This window comes from Lewinellaceae bacterium, from assembly GCA_020636135.1.
GTDB lineage: Bacteria > Bacteroidota > Bacteroidia > Chitinophagales > Saprospiraceae > JAGQXC01.
Genome location: JACJYK010000001.1, coordinates 351,982 through 364,796, shown reverse-complemented (window position 1 = coordinate 364,796; position 12,815 = coordinate 351,982). Strand labels below are relative to the sequence as shown.

At 47.2% G+C, this 12,815-nt stretch carries 12 protein-coding genes and 1 tRNA gene; 11 read left to right on the top strand and 2 right to left on the bottom strand.

All coding sequences use genetic code 11. The features are described from left to right. Window positions 1-149 precede the first annotated feature (149 nt). The 7 genes from H6570_01485 to H6570_01455 all read left to right on the top strand — a co-directional run bounded on the left by H6570_01485 (window position 150) and on the right by H6570_01455 (window position 5,944). Entirely contained in the window at window positions 150-2,627 is a 2,478-nt protein-coding gene (locus tag H6570_01485) for a carbohydrate binding family 9 domain-containing protein (protein MCB9317927.1), read from the top strand. A 152-nt stretch (window positions 2,628-2,779) separates the two neighbouring features. Then, window positions 2,780-3,541, top strand: a complete 762-nt coding sequence (locus tag H6570_01480) for a hypothetical protein (protein ID MCB9317926.1) — start codon at window positions 2,780-2,782, stop codon at window positions 3,539-3,541. Between the two features lie 57 nt (window positions 3,542-3,598). Then, on the top strand, window positions 3,599-4,057 hold the full coding sequence (locus tag H6570_01475) for an SRPBCC domain-containing protein (GenBank protein MCB9317925.1): 459 nt from the start codon (window positions 3,599-3,601) through the stop codon (window positions 4,055-4,057). 16 nt (window positions 4,058-4,073) lie between these two features. Beyond that, complete coding sequence (locus H6570_01470) at window positions 4,074-4,403, top strand: hypothetical protein (protein MCB9317924.1); 330 nt, start codon at window positions 4,074-4,076, stop codon at window positions 4,401-4,403. A 120-nt stretch (window positions 4,404-4,523) separates the two neighbouring features. Next, the gene (locus H6570_01465) at window positions 4,524-4,982 is read left to right on the top strand and encodes a hypothetical protein (GenBank protein ID MCB9317923.1); all 459 of its coding nucleotides are present in this window, start codon (window positions 4,524-4,526) and stop codon (window positions 4,980-4,982) included. Between the two features lie 196 nt (window positions 4,983-5,178). Next, window positions 5,179-5,604: a DUF1761 family protein gene (locus H6570_01460; protein MCB9317922.1), complete on the top strand. Its 426-nt coding sequence runs from the start codon at window positions 5,179-5,181 to the stop codon at window positions 5,602-5,604. A 124-nt stretch (window positions 5,605-5,728) separates the two neighbouring features. Then, window positions 5,729-5,944: a hypothetical protein gene (locus H6570_01455; GenBank protein ID MCB9317921.1), complete on the top strand. Its 216-nt coding sequence runs from the start codon at window positions 5,729-5,731 to the stop codon at window positions 5,942-5,944. A gap of 149 nt (window positions 5,945-6,093) precedes the next feature. Here the strand turns inward: H6570_01455 and H6570_01450 are convergent, their stop codons facing one another. After that, window positions 6,094-7,071, bottom strand: a complete 978-nt coding sequence (locus H6570_01450) for a T9SS type A sorting domain-containing protein (protein ID MCB9317920.1) — start codon at window positions 7,069-7,071, stop codon at window positions 6,094-6,096. A gap of 97 nt (window positions 7,072-7,168) precedes the next feature. Beyond that, window positions 7,169-7,243: transfer RNA gene (locus H6570_01445), tRNA-Arg, on the bottom strand. Between the two features lie 115 nt (window positions 7,244-7,358). Between H6570_01445 and H6570_01440 the strand changes: the two genes are divergently transcribed. The 4 genes from H6570_01440 (at window position 7,359) to H6570_01425 (ending at window position 12,808) form a co-directional block, all read left to right on the top strand. Then, window positions 7,359-9,488, top strand: coding sequence for an RNA-binding transcriptional accessory protein (locus H6570_01440; GenBank protein ID MCB9317919.1), 2,130 nt, complete (start codon window positions 7,359-7,361; stop codon window positions 9,486-9,488). A gap of 207 nt (window positions 9,489-9,695) precedes the next feature. Continuing rightward, window positions 9,696-10,214: a hypothetical protein gene (locus tag H6570_01435; protein MCB9317918.1), complete on the top strand. Its 519-nt coding sequence runs from the start codon at window positions 9,696-9,698 to the stop codon at window positions 10,212-10,214. Window positions 10,215-10,371: 157 nt separating this feature from the next. Further along, window positions 10,372-11,427 carry a cysteine synthase family protein gene (locus H6570_01430; protein MCB9317917.1) on the top strand — a complete coding sequence of 352 codons (1,056 nt, stop codon included), beginning with the start codon at window positions 10,372-10,374 and terminating at the stop codon, window positions 11,425-11,427. A gap of 133 nt (window positions 11,428-11,560) precedes the next feature. Further along, on the top strand, window positions 11,561-12,808 hold the full coding sequence (locus H6570_01425) for an aminotransferase class I/II-fold pyridoxal phosphate-dependent enzyme (GenBank protein MCB9317916.1): 1,248 nt from the start codon (window positions 11,561-11,563) through the stop codon (window positions 12,806-12,808). Window positions 12,809-12,815: the final 7 nt, after the last annotated feature.

The following is a 12,815-nucleotide window of genomic DNA, read 5'->3' as shown; positions in this document are numbered from 1 at the left end:
TTAACAAAATCTTAATGCGTTTTGTTGCCGGGTGGTATTGTGGCAATTGCCCTAATTTTAAGGTTGGTTCAAAATATTGGATCATTTTCCACCTTCCTGGGTTATGACTGTTAACTTTAAACCCCTTAAACATTAAGAAAAAAGTCTATATGACTCGATCTCTGTGCCTGATTCTAGTTTGTTCCCTGCTTACAACCGCTCCAATTGCAGCTAACGGCGTGACTGTTCCCGGGGGAGGTAATCCTTCCAGTGACGAAATTGTGCAGAAAGAAATGGTAGCCATGCGGATTGATGAATCCATCAAGGTGGATGGCAAACTGGATGAGGCAGCCTGGCTAAAGGTAGCTCCTGCCCGGGAATTTGTTGAATTCCAACCGGTGCCTGGAGCCGCGCCGTCCTTTCCTACCGAAGTCAAAATCCTGTACGACGATGTAGCCATATACATCGGTGCCAAAATGTTCGACCCGGTGCCGGATAGCATCTATCAGGAACTTTCAGAACGCGATCATGTGGGTAATTCCGACTGGTTCAACGTCATCATCGACACTTACCGGAGTGGACTGAATGGCTATGCGTTCGGATTGACACCCGCCGGCATTCAGTACGATGCCCTGATTGAAGACAATGGCCACCGGGATCGCAACTGGGACGCCGTTTGGGAAAGCAAGGCTGCCATCACCGAAGAAGGCTGGATCGCTGAGATCCGTATTCCCTATTCCGCCCTGCGGTTTCCAAGCCAAAAAGAACAAAACTGGCACATCAACTTTATGAGGGAGATTCGCCGTGTGCGCGAACAGTCTTACTGGAACCCCATCAATCCGGCATTTGATCAATTCCTGATTCAATCCGGAGTACTGGAAGGCATCGTGGACATCAAGCCTCCCATGCGGCTGAGCGCTTATCCATTCGTGGCAGCTTATGCTGAAAATTACCACGACAAGACCGCAACTCCGTCTTCATCGTGGGGTAAAAACATCAGCGGTGGCATGGATGTAAAAATGGGTATTTCCGAAGCATTCACCCTGGATATGACCCTGATACCGGATTTCAGCCAGGTTCAATCGGACAACCAGGTCCTTAACCTGTCTCCTTTTGAAGTCCGTTTTGATGAAAACCGTCAGTTCTTTATTGAAGGCACCGAGTTGTTTAATAAAATGAACCTCTTCTATTCCCGGCGTATCGGCGGGACACCGCTCCATTACGGCGATGTGGAAGGAAATCTTAAAGATGGGGAGGTCATTATCAGCAATCCCCTGGAGACACCGCTGATCAACGCGACCAAGGTCTCGGGCCGTACGACTAAGGGTACCGGCATCGGCGTATTTAATGCGGTGGTAGGTGGAACCGAAGCGCGGATCCAAACGGCAGAAGGCCATGAAGTCGCTGTGCAGACCAACCCACTGACCAACTATTCGATCCTTACCGTCGACCAGCAACTGCCTTACAACTCCTTCATCAATCTGACCAATACCAATGTATGGCGCAATGGCCAGGATTACGAAGCGAATGTGACCGGGACTGCTTTCCAGTTCAATACCAGAAAAAGGACCTACGGCATCGGAGGACGGGCGATCGTCAACCAAAAATACTTTACCGACTCCACCGACCTGGGTTATTCCTATTCCATCAATGCGGAGAAAATCAGCGGACAATGGCAATGGGGCGCCGGCTATAACGAAGAAGCACCCAATTACGACATCAATGATATGGGTTACATTCATAGCCCGAATGAAAAGTCCTGGTCTGCCCGCGTTTCGTATTCAGAGTTCGAACCCTTCTGGGCTTTTAACCGGGCCGATGTACGGGTCAGCACCAATTACCGGCGCCTGAATGAGCCCGACGAGTTTACCGATTTTGGGGTTTATTTACGTGCCTTTGCGCGGACGAAAAACTTCTGGGGTACGGGACTGAATATCAACTGGGAGCCGGTAGAGACTTTTGATTATTTCGAACCCCGCACCGATGACTATTCTTTGGCCTACCGGTACCCGCGCAATGTGTATTTGAGCAGTTTCCTCTCTACCAATTACAACAAACGGCTGGCGTTTGACCTTAATGGAGGCTGGCGCTGGTTTGAAGAGAGCGGACGCCAATTCAGCCACCTGGGTATCGGCCCCCGCTTCCGCATCAACAACCAGTGGTCCATCTACTGGAACACCACGGCCAGTGTTGCCCAAAACGACATCGGCTATGTGGATGCCACCGCGGCCGCAGGAACCATATTTGGCCGCCGTGACCGGACCACCATAGAAAATCTGTTCCGCTCCAATTTTGCATTTTCCAATACCACCACCCTCTCCTTCCGGCTACGGCATTACTGGTCGAAGGTAGCCTATGACCGCTTCAGCAAACTTTTATCCGACGGCCATCTGAGTACTACAGCTTATTCGGCCAGCCAGGATGCGAATTACAATGCATTTACCATCGACATGGTCTACCGCTGGCGTTTTGCCCCGGGTAGCGATATATTCCTGGTCTGGAAACAATCGGTCTACGAAAGCGGTGATGTGCCGGAGGTGAATTACTGGAGAAATCTGCAGGACCTGTATACCAACCCCCTATCCAACAGCTTCTCCATGAAATGCATTTATTTCCTGGATTATCAGAATCTGGTGCATAAGTCTTAGATCCATTCCTGGATTCACCCGCTGCAAATAATTGGCGCAGAAAAAGTACCTTACCATAAGCTTCTGTCCTCCTTGGAAATCTAAAGCCTAACATAGCATTGGATAATCCAGGAGTTGGATCAAATCTTGAGGCATTCGATAACGAACCAAAAATGAAGTTCTTCCGTAAAATCCGGGAAAGCCTTTTGACTGAAAACAAGACAACCCGGTATCTAAAGTATGCGACCGGTGAAATCATTCTGGTGGTGATAGGAATCCTGATTGCCCTCCAAATCAATAACTGGAACGAAGACCGCAAAGACCAGAAAAAAGCCACGGAGATCTATACCAACCTGCTCACCTCCCTGATTCAGGATTCCGTGGAAGCGCAACGAACGATTGATTTAATCACACTGAGTTTACAAACGCAAAAAGCATTAATTTCCAACGACTCGCCTCAATATTTGGCTGGCCGATCCCAGGAAGAAATCGATCAGATGGTCAGAGCCCTCAGCGGGGCAGTGATGAGCTTCTTCCCAAAAACCGGGGTTTATGAATTAATCACGACCAACAACAGCATGGATATTCTAAAGTCAGAAAGAATAAAGTCATTGCTGATCAATCTGTACGATTTTCAGTACAAACGCTATGAGAACATCGACGCCATCATCGATCACAAATACCACTACCAACTGGGGACACTGATCCGGACCAGGATTGGTCAGATCGGAGAATACAATTCAGCATCCGAATTTCAACTGGTCAGACATGCTGATCCGGAAAAATTAAAAGAATACTATGCCGAGTTGGTCGCAGAATGCAAAGATATTTTTGGAGCCCTGTCTACCGCCGATAATTACCTGATCCAGATCAGGTCTTCCATTAATGAGCTGACCAAAATGATCCGGCAGGAATTGCAGTTGTCCGGCAGGTGATGGTATGCAAGAACCCGTCCGCCGGGACAAGAAAAAAATTTACAATCACTTTGCGATATGAAAAAAATCCAATTCGAAATCGTTATCAATGCCTCCGCGGATAAAGTCTACAAGACGATGCTGGGTATCAATGCTATAGACTCCTACAATCAATGGACCGCGGTATTTAACCCCACCTCAACCTATGAAGGGACCTGGGAAAAAGGGTCGAAGATCTACTTCATTGGAACGGACGAAAATGGTAACCGGGGCGGAATGGTATCGGAAATTGCCGACAATATCCCTTTCCGGTTTGTGTCCATTCGCCATTACGGAATCCTGGACGGTGAAAATGAAATTACAGAAGGTCCCGACGTTGAAAAATGGGCCGGCGGGCTGGAAAATTATTCGTTCCATGAGCAGGACGGCCAGACCACGGTAACCGTAGAAACCGATGTAGACGGAGACTACCTCGATTATTTTAATTCCACCTGGCCCAGGGCGTTGCAAAAGCTGAAGGAGCTGGCAGAAAAATAGCAGCAGGGCAGAAACGGTGATCGCATCGCTTCCACCATCCTCCCCGGTGCTGGGAAGACCCAGCCCGACCAGCACGGTGCTTTTTTTTCTTGGTGGCAGACCAGAAAAAAGCTACTTTAAGGATTTAATAAAAATGTCAAAATCCAAATTGCATATCGGATTAGTCAGAAATGCCAAATATGTAAAAATAGATTTGAAAGAGAATATTTTAGCCTTGTTGAGAGTTGAAGCCAACTTCAAACACAAAGCTTTTTACGAAAAATCAGATATTCCGCCGCAAGAATATAATATCGATCAAAAAGACTTCGCCAAATTTGGTGAGAAAATTAGAGCTATGATTAAATAATTGAAATGAGAATAAAAATGACCAATAAAAAAGGAAGACATAATACTATTCTACGAATTAAGATTGATAATTGAACAAATGCTTATTGAAGAATCAACAAATATCGAATAAACTGACAGAGTGGAAAACAGTTATCAAATATCGAAGCGTGTCTGGAATCAATTTGATTTCGATGAAATGGGATGGCACGATAATGTAATCTGGGCTATATCATTTGAAGAGGATATTAAATTTGATATTGACTATATCTTTAAGTGGGTCGAACCTAATGAAAAAGATAACTTTTACAAATTTTGGATAAGTCCAGCAACATTAATTTTTCACAAACCAGCAAAGGTCATATTTGAAATAGAACTGGAATTTCCAAACAGGATAGAAATTTATAATATATCAAAAGTTTACGAAGAAGGCATAACAAAATACATTATTGAAACTAATGAAGGGGATATTGAAATCCAAACTGATGAATACACACAAATTATCCGGAAAGATCCAATCCTTCAAGAGTATCAAGCATTGACAATTGAAGCTAGAGGTCCTATAAGTTTCTTAGATAGAATTAAGGGTGATAAATCGTAAAATATGAATGTAAAAATCAAAGAGGAATTTATTTAACAGATGCTAACACGGCGCGATAACGACCATCCCGTCTAAAAGAGAGCTACTAGTAAAGATGAAAATGAAACAATCAACAAACACATCGTAACTTAGGAGAAGTGATAACCTGGTGGGACGGCATACGCGCCCAAAACGTTACCCAAAAAAAAGAAAGCTTTTGAACACAAAAAAACTCATTTTTAGCACGGTTGTAATATTTATCATGTATGTCTTGATGGATCTCACTTTTTATGGTCTGTTTGAAGAGAAAATGGCAGGAAAAGCGGATCGGCCAGCATCGGAACAAAATCAACTGTTGCCTTTTATCTTTTTTGGACTATTCCTCGCTTCATTTCTATTTTCCTATTTGTTTGATAAGTTATCTGATGAGGAAGACAAAATCAGGGAAGGAACTAAGTATAGAATTATTCTAGGGACATTTATGTACTTGCCCCTGTTCTTAATCTTCTATGCGACGAGGGACACTCGACCGCTTGACGCGTGGTTGATCAATGCAGCCTTTCATATAATCCAATTTGGCATTTTTGGTATTGTGGTCGCCTATATCCGAGGGAAAGTCATTATAGATTCATCAGGCGAATAAGTTTAACTTAACTTATTGAATATAATTCATAATACCTGCGTCGCCACAGGATATTAATACATGCTCTTCAGATCCGGCATCGCCCTGTCAAAATAGCAGGCATGAGCGAATACATCAAGACTTAATGGGTGAAGCAGAAAAAATAATAAAAAAGATTTCAGAATATGCAGGGATTGGATTCGGAGTATATAAAGACTACGGTGCTGCACAAATTCTTTATATAAACAGGGGATACAAACCTGACGGAAATGGATTGGTGAAAAATTCGATACCTTTAAAATATGGAGAAATAATAACTGTCGACGATAGTGTAGTATTCTGTTTAACAAAGAAACTATAAGAAAGAAAACGGATGAGAACATGCGATGACCACATCAGCCACCCTATCGGGATGCCCGTTGGATAGCACAAAACAGCTGTACTTCATTCTGACAAACCATCAGAATATTGAACAGGATCTGAATAACACTCGAATTTCCCGGAATTCTATTACCGCACGAAGATCTTTTGCTTTAACCGTCCCTGATCGTCTGAAAGAAAATAGATACCAGGATGCAGTTGATCCAGATTTATCTCCAGGGTTGATCCTTTCATTTCCTGGGTCAAACATTGAATTCCACTGGCATTGTACAGGGAAATCCGGGTTTGAATACTATTTCCACCTTCCACGATCAGCATCTTTCTGCTGGCCAGGTATTTCGCCTGTAGTTGATTGCGCTGCGCCGCATTGATGAAAATTACATTCGAAGCCAGGGTATTGGTCCCGTCAAGATCATACTGCTTCAGGCGATAATAATTATCGCCTTCAAAGTACCGCATGTCCTCGTACTGATAGGTTTCGGATTTGTAGGAATTTGATTGTCCGGGGATACGCCGTATGGGATCAAAATGTATCCCGTCTGCAGACCGCTCCAATTCAAAATAATCATTGTTTAATTCCTGTGCCGTCTGCCAGGTCAGGACGACCCTGTCTGCTTCAAAACGGGCATCAAAAGAAACCAATACGACGGGTAAACTCTGGTTGGGCACGCAATTGCCTGCATTGTCACATGATCCGGAAGCACAGGTTGATCCCTGGCAAGAACCATTGCTGGCCGTATATGCAACCCAGCGGGTTGAAAATGTCAATCCGCACGGAGCATGAAATTTAATGGGCCCGATGGGAACATTTGTCCCCGGTGACCAGTCCGTGGTACACGAATCAAAGTAAATCATTCCGTCCGATCCGGTAATTAAAATATGAACCGGCTTACCTCCCTGTCCGGTAAATGTCGAGCGATACGTCACTTCGTAATTACATATACCTGATCCTGGTACACCACAGGTTCCGGTACTGTCTGAACACATAAAGCCGTCATGGGAGTCAATATCCGGACATGAGCTTGGGGATTGGGCCAGCATAAAATTAGTCATAAACAGGAATCCTATCCCGGTCAGAAGGGACTTAACATGTTTGGGTGCATACATTGGTACAACTTTTTAGTAAGGTTTGGACGAAATATACTCAGTAAGTCACGTCCTTAAATAAAACAGGGCCCTGGCAAACCAAAGCCCTGATTTTCCATGGTAGCCTCGCTAGGGATCGAACCTAGACCGCAGGTTCCGGAAACCTGTATACTATCCATTATACTACGAGGCCCGTTGGGGATGCAAAGATAATCAATTGATGTGAAATTGGGATTATAGATGTTAGAATCACCAGCATAATTCAACAGGCAATTCCTACCTTGTGCCCCCATCGAAAGCATCAAGTCATGCGACCATCCATCACATCCTACATCAACGCTCTAATGCAACTTCCCACCCACCGCATCGATAAAGTCCTCGAACTCCTCAGCGGGGGTGCTACCATCCCCTTCATCGCCCGCTACCGCAAGGAGATGACCGGCAGCCTCGACGAAACCGAAATCGCCCGCATCGCCGAGCTAAAAAAGCAGTACGATGAGATCACTCACCGGCAGGACTTCATCCTGGATACCATCCGCAATCAGGAGAAACTCACCCCGGAACTGGAACGCACCATCCTGCAGACGATGGATCCGGCTATCCTGGAAGACCTCTACCTGCCCTTTAAAGTGAAGCGGAAAACCCGCGCCACCAAAGCCAAAGAACTCGGCCTGGAGCCGCTGGCGGATGCACTGTGGAAACAGACCTATGAATACCTGGATCGCCTGGTCAAACCTTACATCAAAGGCGACGTACCGGATGCCGAGGCAGCCTTGCAGGGGGCCCGGGACATCCTGGCGGAGCGCATTTCCGAAGACGCCACCCTCCGGGGATGGCTGCGGGATACCTTTCAGCGACATGCCCTTATCCACAGCAAACTGGTTAAAAGTAAAGAAGAAGACGCTCAGAAATACCGGGACTATTTTGAATTTTCTGAAAAGCTCGCCTCCATCCCCTCACACCGGTTACTGGCTATCCTGCGCGGTGAGCAGGAAGGCTACCTGCGCATCCATGTCGAACCCGATGTAGAAAGGACCCAGGATCAGCTGAACCGCCGGGTGTGTAAAAACCGTAGCGAAAGCGCCGCCCAGGTCGGGAAAGCCGCGGAAGATGCCTATAAGCGTCTGCTCCAGCCCAGCCTGGAAAATGAACTAAAAAATGTAGCCAAAGAAAAAGCCGATACGGAAGCCATCCAGATCTTCGCTCAGAACTTGCGTGCTTTGCTGCTTGCCGCTCCTTTAGGAGAACGACGCGTCCTGGCCATCGACCCGGGATTCCGGACCGGCTGTAAAGTGGCCCTACTCGACCGGGACGGGACCTTCCTTCATCATGGCACCATCTACCCGCATCCGCCTCAGTCCAATCCCAGCGAAGCATTTCAGGCCGTAAGACACTGGATCGACCGCTATGCCATAGAAGCCATCGCAATCGGGAACGGCACGGCCGGCCGGGAAACCCTGGATTGGCTGCATCAAAGCCTCGACCCATCGTGGAGAGAACGCATTTACCTGGTATCGGAAAGCGGCGCTTCCATTTATTCCGCCTCCGAAGTGGCTCGTGAAGAGTTCCCGGACCTTGACCTGACCGTCCGGGGCGCCATCAGCATCGGGCGGCGACTCAAAGATCCGCTGGCCGAGCTGATCAAAATAGACCCCAAATCAATCGGTGTAGGTCAATACCAGCACGATGTAAATCAGAAAGCGCTGAAAGACAAGCTGGATCGTGAAGTGGAATACTGCGTCAACCAGGTCGGTATCAACCTCAATACGGCCAGCCGGCAATTGCTCACTTATGTATCCGGACTGGGATCGGTCATCGCGGAAAATATCGTACAATACCGTCTGGACCACGGTGCTTTCCGGGATAAGGCTACCTTACTGAAAGTTGCGAAACTGGGACCGAAAGCTTACGAGCAATGTGCCGGATTCCTCCGGATCCGGGATGCCGCCAACCCTCTTGACAATACCGGCGTCCATCCGGAACGCTATGAGCTGGTACGCAGGATGGCTTCCGACCAGCATACCGATCTGAATGGTTTGTTGCATGACGCAGGCAAATTGAAATCCGTGGCGCTGGATCGCTATGCCACTTCGGAAGTCGGGCTTCCAACGTTAAAAGATATCATCCACGAACTGGAAAAACCGGGTCTTGATCCCCGGGGTGAAGCCGCACCACCGGAATTCGCTGCCCATATCCGGAGCATCGATGACCTTCAGCCCGGCATGGTCCTGCCCGGAGTTGTCAACAACATCACCCAGTTCGGAGCCTTCATTGACCTGGGCATCAAAGAAAGTGGTCTCGTCCACCTGAGTCAGATGGCAGACCGCTACATCAAGCATCCCGAAGAGGTTGTGTCCCTGCAGCAGCAGGTCACCGTTAAAATCCTGGACATCGACCATGCCCGGAAACGCATCAGCCTAACGATGAAAGGCATATAATTGGTTATGCCGAGCGAGGGACGAGCGATGCAATCCGTAATGTACCACCTGAGAAACCTGGTCTTTTATCACATCAACACCTGAACAGGACACCCATTAAATATGTTAACAGGCACAATTCTTGTTTTAAAAGTCTGTTAAACGCCTACCGATATGATGACCTTGCTGGTTTTTGCATTATTTTACCGTAAAATAAAAGGAGTTACCATGAAAAGAACCTTGGTTTTGTTATTTCTAGGATTTGCGGCATTTGCCCTTAATGCACAATCCAACTGTGCCCAGAAGAAAGCCTGCTGCCAGGCAAAAGCCGTTCAAACCTCATTATCAGACACAGATCTGAAGTCGGCAGTACACCTTGCTTCTCTGGATGAGACCATTGAGGTCCGTAAAGATGAAGCCAATGGACAGACCCAGTTTGTCCGCAAACAAGTATGCCCGATGTCCGGTGCGGTATCTTATGTAGATCTCCAGTTTGATGCAGAAAAGCAACAATTCATTAATGTTGCTCCTGCCGCCATGGAAGCTTCCACATCTGAAACTGCCATGGCAACAAAATCTTGTGATAAACCGTGTGACAAACCATGTGCTGAAAAACCCTGCCCCCTTGGTTGTTGCGCAGGTAAGACGGAAGCTTCGGCTGCACCTCAATCCTTGAAAGCATCGCAATCCATCGAGATAAAGCCTGGAATGAGAACCTCCAGCAGTAAAAAAACTAAGGTGCAATAACGATCCTGCACCGATAAAAAAGCGGTACGTGATTCCCATGTACCGCTTTTTTTATGTTACGTAACATCCTGGTAACCCGCTTGCCGGAACCGTTTGAATGCATTAAATTGTTGGGAATTCGGTAACTTTACCGAGCCAATATGTAAATCATTCGAATATGTTTTACCACAAAACCATCCTGGATGCTATCGGTGATACCCCTCTTATCCAACTGAGAAGTATACCTGCGAATGTACCTGGCCTGGTACTTGGAAAAGTGGAGGGGATGAACCCGGGCCATTCCGCAAAAGACCGAATAGCGAAGTTTATCATTGAAAAAGCTGAAAACGAAGGCCTGCTGAAACCCGGAGGAACCATCGTTGAAGCCACCTCCGGTAATACCGGGTTTAGTATGGCTATGGTCGCCGCCGTGAAGGGATACAATTGCATCCTTTGTGTTCCGAACAAGATCTCCAAGGAAAAAATCCAGTTGATGGAGGCCATGGGCGCCAAGGTAAAAGTGACCCTGAGCTTGCCTTACGATGATCCGGAATCACATTACTCCCAGGCCGCATCCATTGCCGCCGCCACCCCGAATTCGATCTACATCAATCAATATTTCAACGCCAACAATACCGAAGCGCATTACCACACCACCGGCAAAGAAGTCTGGAAACAGACCGAGGGTAAAGTAACCCATCTGATCGCCAGTATGGGAACCGGTGGCACCATCACCGGTACTGCCAAATATTTGAAGGAACAGAATCCGCAGGTCAAAGTCATCGGCGTTGATGCTTACGGATCCATCCTGCAGCAGTATCATGAGACGGGGACTTACAACCAGGAGGATATCCACCCTTACTTGCTGGAAGCGGTAGGTAAAAACTTCATCCCTTCAGCTACCGACTTCAAAATGATCGATGAAATCGTGAAAGTTACTGACCGTGAAAGCGCACTTCTGGCCCGACGGTTGGCCAAGAAAGAAGGAATCCTGGCCGGATACTCCTCAGGAGCAGCGCTTGCAGCTTTAAAAAAGATCAAAAGTTCGATCAGTGAGGATGATGTTGTAGTCGTTCTGCTCGCAGACCACGGCAGCCGGTATATGAGTAAGATCTACAACAATGCCTGGATGCAACACGTCGGCTTTTTCCACACCTCGTTCCGTAACCTCAATCGATCACGGGTTATCTATCTGAAAGAACAGTGGCGGAAAGTCATTGACTTTTATTCCTGATCCAGGCTCAAGATACCGGACAGCCCCAGGCCAATATGAAAATATACTTACGCGATAACGGAAATCGTAAATAGGTTCCGATATTTGCATTTGCAAAATCATCATTCGTCATTGACGATAAATATTTCTTCTTATGGACATTTTCGATCGTATCGAACAAAAAAGAGGCCCGCTGGGTCAATATGCGGCTGATGCTGAAGGATATTACATCTTCCCCAAGCTCACCGGTGAATTAGGTAACCGCATGTACTTCCTCGGTAAGGAAGTTATCTGCTGGAGTATTAACAACTATCTCGGATTGGCCAATCATCCGGAAGTACGTGAGGCGGATGCTCAGGCGGCCAAAGACTGGGGGTTGGCTTATCCGATGGGCGCCCGGCTGATGTCCGGAGCCACCGAATACCACGATGAACTGGAACGTCAACTGGCAGCCTTTGTTGGCAAAGAAGCAGCTCTCCTGGTTAATTTTGGTTACCAGGGCGTCTTTTCAGCGATCGATGCGCTGGTCAGCCGGCACGACGTCATCGTCTACGATGCTGAAAGCCATGCCTGCATCGTCGATGGTGTCCGCTTGCACATGGGTAAACGGTTTGCCTTTGACCATAACGACATTGCCAGCCTGGAGAAACATTTACAGCGTGCTGTAAGGATCACCGAACAGACCGGTGGTGGTATCCTGGTTATTTCAGAAGGGGTCTTTGGCATGCGGGGAGACCAGGGTAAGCTCCGGGAGATCGTAGCCTTGAAAGAGAAATACGATTTCCGTCTGTTTGTCGACGATGCCCATGGATTCGGGATGCTCGGCAGAACCGGAGCCGGGACCGGAGAAGAACAAAATGTACAGGACTCCATTGATGTCTATTTTTCCACATTTGCGAAATCAATGGCCAGCATCGGTGCCTTTTTTGCCGGCACACCCAATATCATCGAATACCTGAAATACAACATACGCTCACAGATATTTGCCAAGTCACTGCCCATGCCTCTGGTCATCGGAGCCATGAAACGGCTGGAACTGCTCAAAACCAAACCGGAACTACGTGACAAACTCTGGCATAACGTACGCAAATTGCAGGATGGACTTAAATCCAGAGGCTTCAATATCGGAGACACCAACTCCTGTGTGACCCCGGTCTATCTGCAAGGCAAGCCGGAGGAAGCAACTCAACTCGTTTACGACCTGAGAGAAAATTATCACGTATTCTGTTCTATTGTGGTCTACCCGGTGATTCCCAAAGGAATGATCATTTTAAGACTTATACCGACCGCATCACACACCGACGAAGACATTCAGATCACACTGGATGCATTTGAGGCCGTGTCGAAGAAATTACGTGCCGGTGAGTATCAGGCCGAGATTGTTAATCCGGTCAAAGCCTGATTAACAG